15 protein-coding genes are annotated in these 17,495 nt (G+C 47.7%); 3 read left to right on the top strand and 12 right to left on the bottom strand.

Annotation, left to right across the window (positions count from 1 at the left end; genetic code table 11):
- Positions 1-6: 6 nt before the first annotated feature.
- Positions 7-570, top strand: coding sequence for a class I SAM-dependent methyltransferase (locus NR121_RS00135; protein ID WP_054817258.1), 564 nt, complete (start codon positions 7-9; stop codon positions 568-570).
- A 72-nt stretch (positions 571-642) separates the two neighbouring features.
- Here the strand turns inward: NR121_RS00135 and NR121_RS00140 are convergent, their stop codons facing one another.
- From NR121_RS00140 to NR121_RS00170, 7 genes are all read right to left on the bottom strand, one after another.
- Positions 643-2,100: a glycosyltransferase family 4 protein gene (locus NR121_RS00140; protein WP_256830282.1), complete on the bottom strand. Its 1,458-nt coding sequence runs from the start codon at positions 2,098-2,100 to the stop codon at positions 643-645.
- A 20-nt stretch (positions 2,101-2,120) separates the two neighbouring features.
- Entirely contained in the window at positions 2,121-2,888 is a 768-nt protein-coding gene (locus NR121_RS00145) for a sulfotransferase domain-containing protein (RefSeq protein ID WP_054817256.1), read from the bottom strand.
- A 23-nt stretch (positions 2,889-2,911) separates the two neighbouring features.
- On the bottom strand, positions 2,912-3,952 hold the full coding sequence (locus tag NR121_RS00150; RefSeq protein ID WP_062408281.1) for a glycosyltransferase: 1,041 nt from the start codon (positions 3,950-3,952) through the stop codon (positions 2,912-2,914).
- Position 3,953: 1 nt separating this feature from the next.
- Positions 3,954-4,754 (bottom strand): glycosyltransferase family 2 protein, encoded by an 801-nt coding sequence (locus NR121_RS00155; RefSeq protein WP_137670098.1) that lies wholly within the window; start codon positions 4,752-4,754, stop codon positions 3,954-3,956.
- Positions 4,755-5,003: 249 nt separating this feature from the next.
- Complete coding sequence (locus NR121_RS00160; protein ID WP_054817254.1) at positions 5,004-5,924, bottom strand: NAD-dependent epimerase/dehydratase family protein; 921 nt, start codon at positions 5,922-5,924, stop codon at positions 5,004-5,006.
- Entirely contained in the window at positions 5,921-6,904 is a 984-nt protein-coding gene (locus NR121_RS00165; protein WP_054817253.1) for an NAD-dependent epimerase/dehydratase family protein, read from the bottom strand. The genes NR121_RS00160 and NR121_RS00165 overlap by 4 nt, the downstream gene beginning before the upstream one ends.
- An 18-nt stretch (positions 6,905-6,922) precedes the next feature.
- The gene (locus tag NR121_RS00170) at positions 6,923-8,203 is read right to left on the bottom strand and encodes a nucleotide sugar dehydrogenase (protein ID WP_256830065.1); all 1,281 of its coding nucleotides are present in this window, start codon (positions 8,201-8,203) and stop codon (positions 6,923-6,925) included.
- Positions 8,204-8,719: 516 nt separating this feature from the next.
- Between NR121_RS00170 and NR121_RS00175 the strand changes: the two genes are divergently transcribed.
- Complete coding sequence (locus NR121_RS00175) at positions 8,720-9,961, top strand: glycosyltransferase family 4 protein (protein WP_074729613.1); 1,242 nt, start codon at positions 8,720-8,722, stop codon at positions 9,959-9,961.
- Positions 9,951-10,820, top strand: a complete 870-nt coding sequence (locus NR121_RS00180; RefSeq protein WP_256830066.1) for a hypothetical protein — start codon at positions 9,951-9,953, stop codon at positions 10,818-10,820. Before NR121_RS00175 ends, NR121_RS00180 begins: the two co-directional genes overlap by 11 nt.
- 98 nt (positions 10,821-10,918) lie before the next feature.
- On the opposite strand, the gene NR121_RS00185 is transcribed toward NR121_RS00180, so the two are convergent.
- From NR121_RS00185 to NR121_RS00205, 5 genes are all read right to left on the bottom strand, one after another.
- The gene (locus NR121_RS00185) at positions 10,919-11,188 is read right to left on the bottom strand and encodes a hypothetical protein (protein WP_054817250.1); all 270 of its coding nucleotides are present in this window, start codon (positions 11,186-11,188) and stop codon (positions 10,919-10,921) included.
- Positions 11,185-13,689, bottom strand: a complete 2,505-nt coding sequence (locus NR121_RS00190; protein WP_256830067.1) for a glycosyltransferase — start codon at positions 13,687-13,689, stop codon at positions 11,185-11,187. The genes NR121_RS00185 and NR121_RS00190 overlap by 4 nt, the downstream gene beginning before the upstream one ends.
- 21 nt (positions 13,690-13,710) lie before the next feature.
- On the bottom strand, positions 13,711-15,282 hold the full coding sequence (locus NR121_RS00195) for a glycosyltransferase (protein WP_256830069.1): 1,572 nt from the start codon (positions 15,280-15,282) through the stop codon (positions 13,711-13,713).
- A 325-nt stretch (positions 15,283-15,607) separates the two neighbouring features.
- Positions 15,608-16,378, bottom strand: a complete 771-nt coding sequence (locus NR121_RS00200) for an ABC transporter ATP-binding protein (RefSeq protein ID WP_054817280.1) — start codon at positions 16,376-16,378, stop codon at positions 15,608-15,610.
- A 315-nt stretch (positions 16,379-16,693) separates the two neighbouring features.
- Positions 16,694-17,413, bottom strand: coding sequence for a type 1 glutamine amidotransferase (locus NR121_RS00205; protein WP_054817246.1), 720 nt, complete (start codon positions 17,411-17,413; stop codon positions 16,694-16,696).
- Positions 17,414-17,495: the final 82 nt, after the last annotated feature.

The following is a 17,495-nucleotide window of genomic DNA, read 5'->3' on the forward strand; positions in this document are numbered from 1 at the left end:
TGAAATATGAAATCCATCAAAAGCATCAAAGAGCTTTTATCCATCGTAGACAGTATCGAGGGGTGGCTGACAGCATATGAGCAGCTTGCATTATTACACTTGCCTCCGTCCGTTGACCATCTGTCCGGAGATATCGTCGAGATCGGATCATTTAAAGGAAAGAGTACCATTGCATTAGCTCTCGGAAGTTCGTTCATCAGTTCTAAGAAACGCCCGATCTATGCGATTGACCCGTTTGTTGTCCCCCCTTTTCAGTATTTTTGGGATAATGTTAAGCAGCATGGGCTTGAACATGCCATTATTCCCATAAAGAAGCATAGTGAACATGCTTTAGATGATTGCCCCAAATCCATAGCGGCGATATTTATTGATGGGGACCACGAATATGCTGCTGTGAAAAAAGACATTATTCATTATACCCCCAGAGTTGTACAGGGCGGATTGGTCGTTTTCCATGATTATTGCGATTATTGGCCAGGCGTCCTCCATGCAGTGAATGAACTTTGTAAGCCTGAGCATTTTGAGTATGTAATGATATATGACAGCTTATTAGTTCTGCGAAAGCTTTAAAAAATAGGAAATGACCCGGGGTTGAACCGGGTCATTTTTGATGCTGATGGCATATTGCGATACGATGTACTGTCATTCGGGCAAACCAGTGTTGGCTAATGTTTTCATGACGGCGGTATCCGGTATCGAGTAATCGCGGGGCAAATACAGCAAGAGCTCTTTCCAAATCCGGGTATAAAAAAGGATATCGACCTCAAACCTGAATATGCTTTCCACATCATCCCGGTGAATACCCGGTTGGCGGATCAGACCATATTCCCCTTCTGGAATCGTGTCCGTCGTTGGCTGTATGGTTTGGATTTGCTCTAACGCGCGATGATAGATGTCGATCGTTTTCGTTAGTATATTGCGGTTGTTCCATTGCGTCATCCCCCATGTTTGCGCATGGCCTCCCAATTGTTGGCGCAGCGATGGATTGTTCATTAATTCAAGCAATTGCTCCGCCAGTTCTACGCTGCTTCCTTTTTCAAAAAGAAGCCCCGTTTCTCTATGCCTGATCATTTCAGGTATGCCTCCGACATGAGATGCAATAACGGGTTTACCGGCCAACTGTGCTTCTATCACAACAAACGGCAAATTATCATGTAAAGACGGGACGACAACAATATCGGTCTCTTTTAACAGGGTGGAAACATCATTACGCTCTCCCATGAAAATGATATGGTCGGACAATCCTTTTTGCCCTGCATACACCTCAAGCTCAGTCTTGAGCATGCCGTCTCCTATCATCCAACAAATGAAATCATGACGTTGTTCTTTCAATAGCCCTAAAGCATTGATCAGTATTTCATGCCCTTTCAAAAGCACGAGCCGACCAATACATGAGATCACGATTTTCCCGGAATGATCGTTGGCTAAAGGTTGATTATGTTGCAAAGAAGACATATCGATGCCATAAGGGATAATATTCATTCTTGGATAAGGGATGGCAATTTCTTTGCTTAATTCCTTAGCGAGCCATTGTGAGGGAATAATGATCTGTTCTGCCGCAGCCGCTCCAAGAGATTCTTTTACACAAAGATACTTCCACCATTTTTTGGCCAATCTGCGATTTTCATTGTAAATATCTTCATCCTGCAGCAATTCTTTAGAATAAAAACCGTGAACGGTGGCAACGATGGGAACGTGCCGCGGTTTAATTCTGGATAATGCGCGTGTGCTGATCACATCCTGCGTATGAATCAGATCATATGAAGCAAAATCGAATAAAGATGCAGCCAATTCAAATGTATACCGTTCCGCTTCCTGCCAAATCACCCATGGATCAACATGCGGAAAATGCTTATTAAAATACCGGTTCAAGACATGATCAATAAAATCCCGGATTTTTGTTTTGTTCACTGACTTTCCATTCCATTTCGGATCTTTACTAATGAAGTACAGGTGATGGGAATCGGGATGGGAGGCTAAAATATCCACTTGATGACCTTGGCTCTCAAGAGTGTTCCTTACCACTGAAACGTACGTAATGATTCCGCCGGAATGTGGAAACGGCCAAAATGTGGCCAACAAGATTTTCAAAGGGCTCACCTGCTTTAAGTCGTCTCGTGTTACCAATGGTCATCCGATTCATATCCCAAATAAATTAACAGTTCTCCGGCCGTCTGTTTGAATACACGTTTAATTTCATCCGTAAAATACCGTTTCCACTCCCCCGTTGTGGCATGCTGAAGCGCCTGAGACACCGGAGCGTCCTGCAAACGCTGAAGATATTCCGTCTTTGAACGTTCCGAGAGCCGGGTATCTTTCCATAAATAGTCCGCTATCCGATGCATCTCAGCCAAATAACCGGATGGGGCATTTACCAAATTTTCATACGGGATCGTACATAGGTTCGGATCTTGCAGCCAGCGCAAATAAGGGATAAATACATGGTTTATATTACTATATCCTATATGTTGAAGACCGTAACGCCGGGCGTTAGCTCTCGTATCGTAAAACCCGGTAATCATCTTCATTAGCCGTTCATCCAAGGATTTCATATGTCTTGTGAAATATGGATAATACAGATGTTTGTTGTCTTCGTTGAGAATAAAAGAAAGCTGGTCTAATAGGACATCTCTGGGATCGCGATAAATAAAGATTCTGCGAATCCGATGGTCGTCCAGCCATTGCTTCATTTCCCGGCTGTAATCGAGATAACCGGCCCACACCTCTCCATCCCTTATGGTTTTCAGTCTTGCATATACATCTTCCTCCCATTGGTTGATCCAACCGCCCGGACGTAACGGAGGCATCCCCGAAACCAGTTCATTTAAAATGTAAATACCGCTGTCGGGCACCCCAAGCAGTACTACTTTCGGCATCTTGATCGTCATCACCTCTTTCTCCGGCTGAAGTTTCAGGCGTTGAGGAGATTTCGCTTCCGGTAATTATCGGAAAATGAAAGCCGGCTGCCTCCCATGCTTATAGCCAAATTGACGGCTTCAATATGGTCGCCTATGATCAATTGCCGCACTTGATGATCCATTGCCTTGTTCGTTTTGGCAATCACATTAATGCTTGCCGCCGTTCCTACTCGAAGCCCCTGCAGGATGGCCATGGCTTGAGCCTTCGGCGGGACAGATAATGCCCGACCTACCGCTTCCAGGGCTCTTCGCGACAAGGCGTGGGGAAACGTGTTCAGCGAATTGGCCCCCAGTTCCTGTCTTTTCAGGCAGCAATTCAGAAAATATTTCATGATCGTAGGTTGGTCCCAATGAGCAAATACGGGGAGATAGGGAGTAATATCGTTTAAAGCTATATCCATCCCTTCGCCTACCGCATGAATAAAGGGAAGCAATTGTTCAGCTTTCATGGGGATATCCCCGTCCAGAAACAGCACAATATCCGAATCGGTCATTTGGGAGCCCAGAGCCCGTCCCGCATCATCTCCCGACTGCTTCTTATCATGGACAATAATCGCTTTGGAGTGTTTGCCAACCTTGCTCAGCAAGGATTGGTTTACATCATGGACCATCACAATAATTTCATCTAACGGAAGCCGGTTTAATTGCTCAATCCAGTTAACGACGGTGTCTTCCTCATTCATGGCCATAATAACGGCGGATACGGAACCTTGGACGGGTATCAACAGTCCTTCTTTTAAGGATAAGCCGGAGCTTTGACAATATCCGTCCATATAACCTTGTACCGCTGCCTTGTATTTTTTCCAATTGATTTTTCCGGGAAAAAGTCTTTCGCAGTGACGAATCCACAGCTCATTCAAGGCTTTTTGAGGATAGGCCTCTCCGTTTATCGGTTGGGTTATGGCATCCCCCCAACCGGCTTTAAAGCAGCGTACCCTCCATTTCGCCAAGGTGGTTGGCCGGGTTTGGGCCGAGCGGCCGAGCGTTTTTTTGAATACCCTCTTTCTTTTTGCCGTTACCTTACGCATCATCATCTCACCTCACCAAATGCCTCTTATTGGGTAGATCAGGTATGCCGCCCCTGGCGTCTGTGGCTTGAATCACCCTTTCCATAGCTTCCAGATGGTCGCCAATGATCAATTCCGCCAATGGATCAAAACCGTTTTTGATCCTGTTCCGTTTCCGGTTCATCTTCCCTACCGGCACACGATTCACCCGCCTGATTTTAAGCCCTTTCTGCACGGCTATGGCCATGGCTAAAGGCGGAACGGCTAACGCTCCGGCTCCAATCATCGCAAGCGCTTTTCTTGCCATGGCATGAGGAATCGTCGTCATGGACGCTCCTTTGAGATCGGAACGGGACAACATGACGTTCAATGCGTATTTAGCAAGTACAACACTGTGTACCTCTTTTTTATATATTGGACCTGAATGGTTATTCAGGGCGATATCCGCCCCATTCTTAATCGCCGCCACCAAAGGAGTGAGCATTGACGTTGAAACCTTGATATCGCCGTCCGTAAATACTAAAATATCCCCCTTCGCTTCCATCGCCCCGATCGCTCTGCCGACATCATGGCCTAACGGCTGTTTGAAACTGATGACTCTTGCCCCTGACAGCTCTGCCAGCTCTTCAGAGCCGTCCGTCGATCCATTAGCTACCACGATAACTTCCGTTTTGGAGTGAACCCGGCTGGCTGCCCGGATAACATGGCCGAGCGTCTTGATTTCGTTCATCACGGGAATGATAACGGAAACCTTGGGCGCCTCGCTGTTATGAAAGAATGTTTTCACCGGCCGCTTTGATTTCGGTTTGTTCGCAGTCGTCTGCTTCATCACTAGGTTTCAGCTCCTTTGTGCTAAAGGATAACCTGTACTTTCCATATCCTATGAATTTTCTTCCATCGTGAGAAGGGCTTTTGTTTAGAAAAGCTCTTTTTGGGCAACCCCTATCGCAGGTAAAAAAATAACACCTCTGCTGATAGAGGTGTTTGATGGATTGGTGAATCTGATAACAAGAACAAATGTTCTTATTTAGTTTGCTGTCGCCTGGCCATTACAATAAGAGGTTTGCCGGGCTTTTCCTCAGACCGATTCATCCTTACTCAGTTGATAAGTCTCATAAAGTCCTTGAAAAAGATCGTACAGGGGCTTCCAATTCAGCAGGCTTACCGCCTTCGCATGGTTCAGGCAGCTGTGCTTGATATCCCCCGCCCTCTCGTGCGTATAAACGACCGAAAACTTCTCGTGGTGGATTTTACGCAGCATGAAGACCAGCTCGTTTATTGAGGTGGGTACAGAGGTGCCGACATGAATGATTTGCCGGTCTCCTCTTTCTATGGCCGCAAGATTGGCACTGACAACATCCTTCACATAAACAAAGTCGCGCGTCTGCTCTCCATCCCCAAAAATGTTCAGGGGCAATCCCCGTTTAATCCGATCAAAAAATATCGCTACTACGCCTCCTTCCCCTTTGGGGGTTTGCCTGGGACCGTAGACGTTCGCGTATCTTAAAATCGTGTACTTTAATCCGTACAGCTGATGAAATACTTGAAGATACAATTCGGGTGCCCATTTGGAAATGCCGTAGAAGGAAATGGGCTGCGCAGGGTGATTCTCATCGATCAAGGATACATTCAAATCTCCGTACACCGCACAGGATGAAGCATAGACGACTTTCTTCACCGATGCTTTCGCGCAGGCCTGCAGGATATTGGCCGTTCCTGCAATATTGATGGAGGCATCGTAGCCGGGATCGGCTACGGAACGCTGCACATCAACCTGAGCGGCTTGATGGAACACGATATCCGGACGCTCTCTAAGGATGAGTTGTTCGGCTTCCTTGCTTATGATATCCACCTGATGCCATATCGCTCCGTCCGGGACATATTGCGAGTTTCCCGTGGACAAGTTGTCGATCACATGCACGGTGATTCCTTTCGCTGCAAGAGCTTCAGCCAGATGAGATCCGATGAATCCGGCACCGCCGGTGACGAGAGCCTTCATGTCCCGTTCACGGCTTTGTCTTGTTGTTGTCTATACCAATCGATGGTAAGCCGCAGCCCTTCATCCAGCGTAACCGTTGGCTCATACCGGAGAATGCGTTTGGAGCGAGTCAGATCGGGAATCCGTGCCCGCATATCTTCATAGCCGACGCCGTACGCCTTCTCATAGGACTCGAATAGTATCGGCGAGGATGAACCCGCCAGATCGCGGATTTTGTGCGCCAAGTCCAGAATGGAAATGGGATTTGCGGAGCCGAGATTAAATGCCAATCCGTCGGCCTTGGAATCCATAGCTGCGATCGTTCCGGCAACCGTATCCCCGACGTAGGTGAAGCAGCGCGTTTGCTTTCCGTCACCGTACACCTTGATGGGGCTGTTGGTTAACGCCGCCTTGATAAAACGCGGTACGACCCCGCCATATTGCGAGGAGACCTGCCTGGGTCCATACGCGTTAAAATACCTTACCACCGCAACCGGAAGTCCCATTTCCGCATAAGCAAAGCACAGATGCTCGTCAATCGCTTTAGCGGTCGCATAACACCAACGGTGAATCGACGGAGATCCGAGGACACGATCCGAATCTTCCCGGAAAGGGAGGTTATCGTTTTTGCCGTAAATTTCCGAGGTGGACGCAAACACCACCTTCATTTTTTTTTCATGAGCAAGCTCCAGGACGTTGCGGGTTCCGTCGATATTGCCTTCGATGACCTTGAGCGGATTTTCGACCGTATTTTTCACACCGAGGACGGCCGCCAGATGGAACACCGTATCGCAATGCCGCATGAGCTCCCGAAGCAGGTCTTTATCCGTCACTGAACCGTGCACCATCGTATGTTGGCCGCTCTCCGCAGCCTTATCCAGAAATCCGCTCTGACCGGCGGACATATCATCCAAGGTCCACAAGCGGTGCCCCGCTGCAATAAGCCGCTCCACCAGATGGGATCCGATAAAACCGGCTCCTCCTGTTACAAGAATGTTCATTTGGTACCTCCTTGGACCTTAGATTAAAACGATATTGTCGCGATCCTTTACCTGTTTGGTAGCGTTGCGCGTATCGATCACAAGCCACGCATTGGCCGCCAACGTCTCGTAAGGAATGCGGGAGTGATCCGTAAGGATGAGCACGCAGTCATGCTGCTGAATGTTCCTCTTCGTAAGCGAAACCCGTTTGAGCCTGTGGTCGCCTGCTTGAATTTCATCGATATACGGATCATGGAAGTTTACTTTTATCCCAAGCTCCAAAAGCTGCTGTATGATGGGAATCGCAGTAGACTCGCGAAGATCATTAACGTCTTTTTTATACGTGACGCCGAGAACAAGAACTTTATTTTCGTGAAGGGGCTTCTTGGCAGACAAACATTGCTGCACTCGCTGTACGACATACGCCGGCATGTGTTCGTTAATCTGATGGGCCAAATCAATAAATCTCAAATCGACATCGAATTGCTTCGCTCTCCATTTCAAATAAAGCGGGTCTACGGGTATACAGTGTCCGCCAATCCCCGGACCCGGATAATACGGGGTAAAGCCGTACGGCTTCGTACTTGCGGCTTCGATGGCCTCCCAGAGATTGATCCCCAGCTTCTCGGACATCATGGCCAATTCGTTCATAAAAGAAATATTAATCAAACGCTGACAGTTTTCGAGTATTTTGGTTAATTCGGCTACCTTGGGCGAGGAAACGATCACGACACGGTCGAATATGCTCTCATACACCGCTTTGCCCAAAGCCGTGCATTTCTCGGAAACCCCTCCGAGAACCTTCGGTATTTCACGCATCTGCATCCTTTGGGCACCCGGATCGATACGTTCGGGAGAATAGGCCAGATACACATGCTTTCCGACCTTCAGCCCCGTTGATTCAATTAACGGTTGAAGTTCTTCTTCCGTAGTCCCCGGAAAGGTCGAGCTTTCCAATACGATCAGCTGTCCTTCATGCAAATGCGGCAGTATTCCATTGATGGCCTCCCTGACATAGGTCAAATCCGGATTGAAGTCTTTATCCAAAGGAGTAGGGACACAAATAATAATGGCATCGGCATGACTTGCCTCGCTAAAGGAAGTGCTGACATGGAATTTATCGGCAGAAAACATGGTTCTAATATCTTTTGTTGTAAAATCGGATAAGTAGCTCTGCCTGTTGACAAGCTTATGAACCTTTCTCGCATCCACATCAATTCCATAGACAACATGTCCATTCTGAAGAAATAATTGGGCGAGCGGAAGTCCGACATATCCCAAACCAAGAATCGCAATGGTATGCTTTCCCGCTGCATTCACTCTCTCCACCCCCTTTTATCGTAAATCATGAATAATTTTATTGTACGCTTGAGATTTTTTAAACGTTATAGAGTGATATCCCATATGAGGAAAAATAGTAGAATGACTATGGATCGGATGGTTTCCTGTTTTTTTCATTGTCCTCCCTCCTTTTCTGCTAAGTTACCATATCATACGCTGGAGATCTTTTATGCGTCATAGATTGATACCCCATAAGGAGAAAAATAGTAGAATGACCATGGACCGAATGAACTCCCGCTTTTTTTATTGTCCAATCCCCTTTTCCCGCTGGTTGCCCTATCGTGAGTTTAGGATCTTTGATGTGTCATAGATTCATATCCAGATTGCCGAAATATAGTAGAATACCCCTAAAACCGCCTGTTATAGGCTTCCAATCTACCTAAAAGCAGATCATGCATGAGGTTGATAGCCTATTAAAATGGTTGTTTATACCTTACAGCATTGCGAGACGGAGCATACAATGAATCCGAGGGCCGATAAGGAAGGGATGAGGATATGAAAATACTGTTAAGCACCTATTTTTATTTACCTCACGTAGGTGGTGTTTCCACTTATGTGGATATTTTAAAGAATGAGCTGGAAAAGATGGGGCACGAAGTGGACGTATTCGCTCACTATCCTGACATGGAAAAGTATTATATGCCGAATAATGGCCGAACGCTGGAGAAATTTAAAATTAAAGAGTTTGTTTACGAAAAAGTGTACACCTATTATGAGCAAAAAATGGCCCACGTCGATCCCTGGATCCGCTGGAGAGAAATCGAGAGATATTGCTTTGAAACGGCAGCCGTTTCCTTTGGTCTAAAAAAATACGATCTGATCCATACGCAGGATATCGTATCGACCAAAGCGCTGTGGCGAGTCAAACCCAAAGGCACTCCTTTGATTGCAACGATTCACGGGTGCCTCGCTAAAGAGTTTATTTATTCCGGGGAAGTTACCGGAAAAAACACGCTGCCATGGAAATACGCATCCGCTGAGGAATATTATGGAGCCGTCTCGAGCGATATGACGATCGTTCCAACCAGATGGCTCAGAAATTTGAACATTTCGGAGTTCAAGGTTCCGAAAAATCATATGAAGGTCATCCCGTACGGTATGGATATTCGCGCATTTCAGGGAAAGATGGAACAAGGAACAACCTTAAAAAACCCGCCGGATAAAAAAGTGCTCATATGCCCCGCCCGACTCGTTCCCGTGAAAGGGCACAAGCATTTGCTCGAAGCACTGTCCCTGCTGAAACAGAAAAGAAGCGATTGGGTATGCTGGCTTGTGGGGGATGGAGAGCTGCGCGGCGATTTGATGCAGCAGTGCCTAAACTTGAATTTGCAGGAGCACGTCCTGTTTTTGGGAGCAAGATCCGATGTGCCTGCTCTGCTTAAACAGTCGCAAGTTTTTGTTCTTCCCAGCTTGCAGGATAACCTGCCTTTCTCGGTCATGGAAGCTCAGGTTGCAGGAAAAGCCGTTGTTGTTTCCGATGCCGGAGGCATTCCGGAAATGGTCGAGCACGGTAAAACCGGTTTAGTTTCCCCCGCAGGCCAAAGCCAAGCTATGTATCGAAACCTTTTACGCGTTCTTGAGGATGATCTGATCCGGAGGCGGTTGGGCGAACAGGCCAAACAATGGGCGTTGTATCACTGGTCTATAGAAAAGATGATGGAGCAGACATTCGATGCTTACGAATCCATAGTATCCAAAAGAATTGTACGGCGAGGAGGTACTCATATTGGGCGATAAAGTGAGAGTAAGTCACCGGAATCTGTTAAGCAGAAAGCTCAAAGCCATCATCAGTCAAAACAGGCTGATGAAAATTTTGAAGGAACTGAAAAATAAAGCCTCGGTGTATAAAGTATCCGTCTCAAAAAGACGCAAAGCCAAACTCCTATCGAGGAAAAAAATAGCAGATGTGAAAAAGATATTACTAAGAAAACGCAAGCTGAACACGGTGACAAAATTGAGGAAAAGTTCGGCAGCAGAAAACAAGAAAATACGAAATAAACGTAAAATCATGCGGCTCAAGAAAAAATTAGCGGCCAGAAAAAAGTTGGGCTCCAAACGTGTTAAACAAAGAAAATGGACGACGAAAATGAGATTGCTCCGAAAAGCGGCGAGAAAAAGACAGATGAAGAAAAGGAAATTATTCAGCAGGCAGCCGGGCAAAGATCTTCAGTTAGTTGCAGGAGACACGGTAAGCATCCCCGTTTCTCCGGTCTGGCCGGCCGAAGAGTTTTCATCCGGTGCGCTCGCACCCGCGGATCAATACAACTCCCTGTTTTCGTTTGAGGTAGACACCTCGAACAATATCCAGGTAAACCACGAATTGTGGGATTCGATCGTCGCAAACATGCCTAGCAACTATTCCATTCCGGATTCTGATTTTGTTAAAAGATTGTCCCTGCCGGCGGAGCAGATCAGTTCTGCGGAGAAGCAGTCTTCCTTACGAACGACAGCGATAGAAAATGATGTCTCTGTGGAAGGAATGGTGGAACCTCCTTTAATTGACTTACTTTCAGAGGGGCCAATATCGACCGCAGTGGATCTGCCCTCCGCTGCCGCCGGCGGAGCAAATGAACAAAAAAATGATGGAGACAAATAACGGTTTACGAGGCAAAGAGGGTTCAGCAAGCTCGGCATTATTTGCCCAAAACAGAAATCAAGCCGGATATTCTGTGAGCATATCCGGCTTGATTTCCGCTAACTTTCAAACAACCTTTTTAAAAGGGTCAGGTCGGGAATGGAGTAGGTTTGCGGGAGCCTCTCCAAAACAGATGTCCAGAAAGTCTCCTCCCCGTCCCACGGCCCGGGAATGCCGCAGTTTTCGATGAAAGATTCGACCGGCATCGTCGGTTCGAGCGATTGGAGGAACGAGGGATCCAGCAAAGTATAATCTGCAGGCAGTGTTTCTTCCAACTTCGACCATAGCTGCGGGTTATCATGATCATAGAAGTCAAAAGAAAAAATCATGATTTCTTCACCTTCTTCAGGGCTTCATCGTATACCGCCATTGTCCGTTCGATTAAGGTAACGGAAGACCATTGCTTCAGCGCCCATTCTTTTGCTTGCGCAGCAAGACTCTCCCTCAATAGCGGATCGTTCATCATGCTTACCAACCGGTGGGCCAGCTCCTCTTCTTGATCCACCTCAAATAACAGTCCTGTTTTTTCATGTTGGATCATTTCCGGAATACCGCCGGCATTGGAAGCCACGATGGGAACGCCTGACAACTGCGCCTCCATTATGGAAAACGGCAAATTATCCTGAAGGGAAGGCAGCACCATAAGGTCCGATTGGTTCAGGAGATAAGGTACGTTGGTCTGATCTCCAAGCAGCGTTACCCGCTCCGTCAATGCGTAGTCTATAATCAACTGTTGAATATCGTTGTGCAATGGTCCGTCTCCGATGAGCCAGCAATGCCAGGACGGATCCGAAGTTAATCTGCGCAAAGCGCCCAGCAGTATACGGTGCCCTTTCACAGGAACAAGCCTTGCTATACAGCTGATCGTAAACGCCCCCTTCTTGTCCGCCTGCCCGGTAAAAGGCTGCTTGAGCCGGTCTTCGAACGCTTGAGTATCCATCCCGTAGGGGATGACCGTCAGCATTTGCGGCGGTACGCCGAATTGAGCCAATTCCCTGCGCAGCCAATGTGCAGGTACAATCGTGGAATCCGCAGAGATGCACCCGTAATACTCTTCATCCGATGCATATTTCCAGGCTAAACTTTCTTTACTTCTGATTTCACCCGATATCAAATGCTCCTTGGCCAGCAGACCATGAATCGTAGCCACCAAAGCGGTTGAGGGCGGTTTAACTCTGGATAACGCACGAGTTGAAATGATATCCTGCGTATGAATCACGTCATACTGCTTTAAATCAAACAGCGATGCCGCCACCTCGAAGCAGTAACGCTCAATTTCACGATAGCGGATCCAGGGGTCTACATGGGACAGGAAACGTTGGAAGAATCGCATCACCTTATCGTAAATGACCGATTTAATCGGCCATTTTTCAACCATTTCCCCTCCATTCACCAGGTAATAATGCGCCATATCCGGATGATGCGCCAGCACGTCCACCTGATGACCTGCCCGCTCTAATTGTTCCTTCAATAGTCGAACGTACACGTCTACGCCCCCCACATGGGGCAGATACCAGTACGTGGCCAATAATATTTTTTTCCCGGCTTGATCCCCGGAGCTATTGGATGTCGGAGTCACCGGAACGAGGATTGGAGCTTCCCGGCTTGGTTCAATGGGAGGTACGGAAGACATGAAATAAACGCAGCCTGACATAAATTTTTTTTGATTCATACCGGAAATGGCGCCGATTGCGATCCAAGCCCCTTCATGATTGCGTGTGCTCGAAACCGAATAACCAAATACTTCGGCTTCGCTGCCGTTAAACTCATGAACGACCTCTCCGCCCATATTCAATACATAGCTACTCCCGGCTCGGGCTCCGGCCAGTACCATCGGAGTGCCGGTTGTTCGATCGACTAGAGGAAAAACGCTTGATCCCAGTTCCTGAAGCCCGAACCAGCCTTCCTTTTCCAAAAGTATTTTGTTTTGATAGACGGAAATTATCGTGATCGTTCCGCATCTTACTTCTTCACCGCTTGCCTTGGGCGAACCCACGATCACCTCTTGCGCTCCGTCTCCATCCATATCGTATACGGAAACGTAGTATCCGAATTCATCATAGGAGCGTCGCCCCGCGGACTCGTACAGTAAACCCTTGTCCTGGGAATAGATAAGAACTCTTCCCGTTCGCTCCGCTCCGGCTTTTGAAAAGCGGGGGGCGCCGATCACGATCTCGTCCCTCCCATCTCCGTTAACGTCTCCTGATGCGAGCGCAAAGCCCAAGCCCTCCCGCTCTACTCCTGTAAATTGCGCCAGAACGCTCTTGTCGGCACCTGAAAATATCGTAACCCTCCCGTTCCGTTCCAAGCCGTCGGGATCCATGTAATGGGACGAGACTGCGATATCCGGCACCCCATCGCCGTTCCAATCCAAAATCGTGATGGCCGTTCCGAGCTTGGCGTAATCTTCTTGGCCATCCCATCGGTCAAGCAATTCTCCCGTTCTGCCGGAAAAAACCGATACTGTTCCGCACTCGATCCGGGAACCGGAGCTTGATCGCGGCGCGCCGACAATAATCTCGCATATGCCGTCGCCATTCATGTCCGCCAACGCAACAGAAGAGCCGAAGCACTCCCCGTACTTCTCCCCTTTTAAAATAAACAAAAGCCTTAATTCCTGCGAGTACACGTACAGCTTTCCCGTATAATAATGGGGGATCGGATTCACTCCGTATTCATCTTCGATATGTGTCGCCGTGCTTGCCGCAATGATCCATTCATCGTGGCCGTCTCCGTTAATATCTCCGGAAACGATCCGATGTCCGAATCGGTCATGCTCTCTTTCACCTTCTAACTGCTTCCATAAATAAAATGGCTTCTGATTGCTCAACCCCTATCCCTCCAAATGTAGTTATGGTTTACCCGGAAGTACGATTTCGACCGAAATCGGCTCCTCGGCCGAAACGGCTGTTTTTACCGTTCTGCTGCCAAGATTTGCCGCAGAGCAAACCAATGCATAATTGCCCGGTTGTACGTCAGGAAACAAAAAATGTCCGTTGTGATTGGTTTGAGCGCTGCAGAGAACAACCCCGGACATATCGATCAAATGGACATGGGCGCCAGGAACTCCGCGGAGAGGATCGGTTTGAACAACAACGTTTCCTTTCACGGCCGTAACGGATGGAACCGGTAGCTCCCGCTCCGTATCGAATAACTCCCAGAAACGGACGGTTAATCGGTTGACAAAATCCTCTTTCCATTCCATTGCTTTCTGGTTACCGATCGCTTCTTGATACACTTGGAACGTACGTTCGGTCATCACCTGATCATTCCATACCTTATGAGCAAATGCTTTGGCTGCGTTCGACAATCGCTCACGTAAAGCGCCGTCTTCTACCAGAAGAAGAAGCTTTTCATACAGTTCTTGCGCATTCCGGGGGCTTACGAAAAATCCGTTATTGCCGTCTTCAATCATTTCTGCGATGCCGCCTACTCTGGAGGCCACCACCGGCTTCCCTGCACTTTGCGCCTCTATAATGGAAAACGGGAGATTATCCTGCAATGAAGGAAGCACGACAATGTCGGCGGATGCCAGGAGCTCCGGCACATCGGAACGCTTGCCCAGGAGCTTTACATATTCATGAATGCCGAGTTGATGGATCTGCTTCTCCAAATCCTCCTTCATGAGGCCGTCTCCAATGAGCCAGCAGACGACGCCTTTCCGTTTGCGCACAAGCAAGGCCATCGCCTCGAGGAGATATGTTTGACCTTTAATGGCAACTAAGCGGGCGGGACAGGCGATAATGATGGGTTGAGGTTCCCTGGATGTGACATTTATTTTCAAACGGGCAGGCTGAGAACGTTGAAAGGCATGTTGATCAATACCATAAGGGATGATATGCGTATTCGCATGAGAAATGTGGAACGAGGACAGTCGGTCAACAAGCCAGCGGCTCGGCAAGATCAAGGAATCCGGAGACATGCAGCCAAAATACTCTTCTAAAGCCAAATACTCCCGCTCGATCATCGAAAGATAACGGGCCTCGTTATTTTCTACCCACTCGGTCGCCAGGCAGCCGTGAATCGTCGCGACCAGAGGGATGTTGGCCGGCTTTACTCTGCTCAGGACAAGCGTCGAATAAATATCCTGCGTATGAATCACGTCATAATGGTCAAGCCGGGTTTGCAGGCACGCCAGCTGGAACGCATATTTCTCGCATTCCCGCCGAAACATCCATGGGGTAAGCATCGCCGGGCTTTCCTCGTAATGGCTCAAAACGATAGGCTCAGCCTGCCGGATGAGAGAGCTTTTTTTGAAGGTTAGACTATTGTTCAGAAAATAGTAATGAGTCATATCAGGATGCTGGGCAAGGATGTCCACTTCATGACCGGATTGTTCAAGACATTTGGCAAGGATGGTCACATATGTGGATACTCCGCCGACATGCGGCAGATGCCAGTATGTCGCGATTAATATTTTCATATCACAGTTTCTCCCCTCGCCGTACCGTTGGCGGAGTGATTTTTGCCATCTAGGCAATCCAAACGTTTCTTTCCGTTTCCTGATCTTTCCGGCATTACGATCTAGCGCGCATCGACATAGAATAGAATTGGCCTCATAGAACAGACTATGATTGCAGGTGAAGACATGCTATAGATAGCGGCTGAGTTTTTCTAAAATTGGTTTGCGTTACAACCGGGACAATTCATACTCCTCCAGCTGCGGCCATCCTATCCGGCATCTCCGCCCAGAAGAGGAAACGAAAACGCCGTTTTTCATCTGCCGCCGACGACGACGATTTTTTCTGCTAACCCGCAGCGCGAATGAACAGCTTCGTGTATTCATGCCGCTCTTCGTGCAATATTTGGTCAGCTTGAAACTGATCTACGATTTGTCCGGCTTTCATCACGATCATCCGGTTACTGATCATGCGGACGGCCGTGAGATCGTGGGAAATAAACAAAATGTACATGCCGAGCCTGGTTTGCAAGCTTTTCAGCAGCTTCAAGATTTGGGCTTGTACAGATACATCCAGGCTGGAGGTCGGCTCATCGCAAATCAGCAGCTTGGGATTCAAACTGATCCCGCGGGCTATCGCCACGCGCTGTTTTTGCCCGCCGCTCATCTCATGCGGATACCGCTCCAAGTAATTTCCGGACAGACCGACCATCTCCAACAGCTTGGCCGCCGTTTCTGGTCCGGAGTGCCTTACATCGGCCAGAAACGGCGGGATCACCTCAGGGAAATTATCAAGCGGCTCCATGATGGAACGCCAGACGGGAAGCCGCGGGTTCAGCGAAGCCGTCGGGTTCTGAAACACGACTTGAATATGCTTTCTCATCCTGCGCATGGCTTTTCCTTGAAGACCGGCAAGGGATACCCCCTGGAATCGGATATCTCCGCGGTCGGGTTTGTCCAAAGCAAGCAGCTGCCTTCCCAGCGTACTTTTACCGCTGCCGCTTTCGCCGACCACGCCAAGACACTCCCCTTCTCCTATTTGCAGGGAAACTTGATGTAAAGCCGCTACCTTTAACACAAAGATATTTATGTAATTATTACGATTATAAAACGTAATAATTATGCATATCGGATACCTCCTATGCTTCATTTGATGAAGAAACTGAAATCTCAATCGATAGTAATTATTACACATAAAGAGCATACGGGTTCTTATCTTTTTTTGTCAATATACTAAACGATGTTGGGATAGGAGCTGATATAATCACAATGCCAGGCTTCTCCCGCACACCGTCCCTTTAATGTTTAAAAAGTGGAGCAGCTGCCGGGGCATACTGCTCCACTCTCGCTTCCCGTATGTTTTGATGCCGAAAGACTCCGGCTTGGCCACCCGGTCATCCTGCTGCCGTTTACGATCACCCCAAACTTCACGCGACTATAATGTCGTTGAAACCGGCATTTCCAATAAGTAAAGCTTATGAAAATTATCCAATATGCTGTGAAGCATAGCCTCGGAGTCTTTATGCCGGTACGTTTGCAGACTGATCTGCTCCTTATTTTGAATATACTGAGCGTCTATTAATTCAGAAGACCATTCTGACACCATGGTTTCAATACATTTCGGCGTGGATTCAAGATGAAACTGTAAACCAAGTACACGGTCGCCGTAAGCAAATGCCTGGTTCTGACATGCCTCCGAATAAGCGAGGTGCAGTAATTCAGAAGAAAGCTCAAATGTATCGCCATGCCATTGAAAGGAATAGAAGCGATCGGGCAAGTCCTTCATCAGAAAGTGGGATTGACCTGTCCGAAAAACCGGATGCCAACCAATTTCTTTTTGTTCGTTTTTATATACTTTGCCCCCCAGAACCTCCGCTAACAGCTGGGCTCCAAGGCATATACCCAGTACCATTTTTTTCAGATGAACAGCTTTTCGGATAAAAGCTTTTTCCGCGGATATCCAGGGATGTCTTTGCTCATGATAAGCACTCATCGGACCGCCAAGGATAACTAATAAATCAAACGAAGAAACATCGGGGAAACGGCGGCCTTCAGAGGGCACAAAAGTTTCAACGTAACCGTGATGAGTCGATGCCCATGTCACAAAACATGACTCGTCGTCAAAAGAAAAATGTTTCATCAGAAGCAAACGCATAGAACCGCCCCTTTTTAGTTCATTTTACGTTATGTATTATAACACTAAAAAAGTTAGATATCTATCCTTCGACATAACTACC

The organism is Paenibacillus sp. Pae15 (assembly GCF_024519685.1).
GTDB lineage: Bacteria > Bacillota > Bacilli > Paenibacillales > NBRC-103111 > Paenibacillus_G > Paenibacillus_G naphthalenovorans.

Bases quoted from the DNA above. Each gene is read 5' to 3' on its own strand.
- NR121_RS00205 (WP_054817246.1), bottom strand. From the start codon at position 17,413: ATGCGTTTGCTTCTGATGAAACATTTTTCTTTTGACGACGAGTCATGT.
- NR121_RS00195 (WP_256830069.1), bottom strand. From the start codon at position 15,282: ATGAAAATATTAATCGCGACATACTGGCATCTGCCGCATGTCGGCGGA.
- NR121_RS00155 (WP_137670098.1), bottom strand. From the start codon at position 4,754: ATGAAGCAGACGACTGCGAACAAACCGAAATCAAAGCGGCCGGTGAAA.
- NR121_RS00165 (WP_054817253.1), bottom strand. From the start codon at position 6,904: ATGAACATTCTTGTAACAGGAGGAGCCGGTTTTATCGGATCCCATCTG.
- NR121_RS00135 (WP_054817258.1), top strand. From the start codon at position 7: ATGAAATCCATCAAAAGCATCAAAGAGCTTTTATCCATCGTAGACAGT.
- NR121_RS00150 (WP_062408281.1), bottom strand. From the start codon at position 3,952: ATGATGATGCGTAAGGTAACGGCAAAAAGAAAGAGGGTATTCAAAAAA.
- NR121_RS00175 (WP_074729613.1), top strand. From the start codon at position 8,720: ATGAAAATACTGTTAAGCACCTATTTTTATTTACCTCACGTAGGTGGT.
- NR121_RS00185 (WP_054817250.1), bottom strand. From the start codon at position 11,188: ATGATTTTTTCTTTTGACTTCTATGATCATGATAACCCGCAGCTATGG.
- NR121_RS00145 (WP_054817256.1), bottom strand. From the start codon at position 2,888: ATGACGATCAAGATGCCGAAAGTAGTACTGCTTGGGGTGCCCGACAGC.
- NR121_RS00160 (WP_054817254.1), bottom strand. From the start codon at position 5,924: ATGAAGGCTCTCGTCACCGGCGGTGCCGGATTCATCGGATCTCATCTG.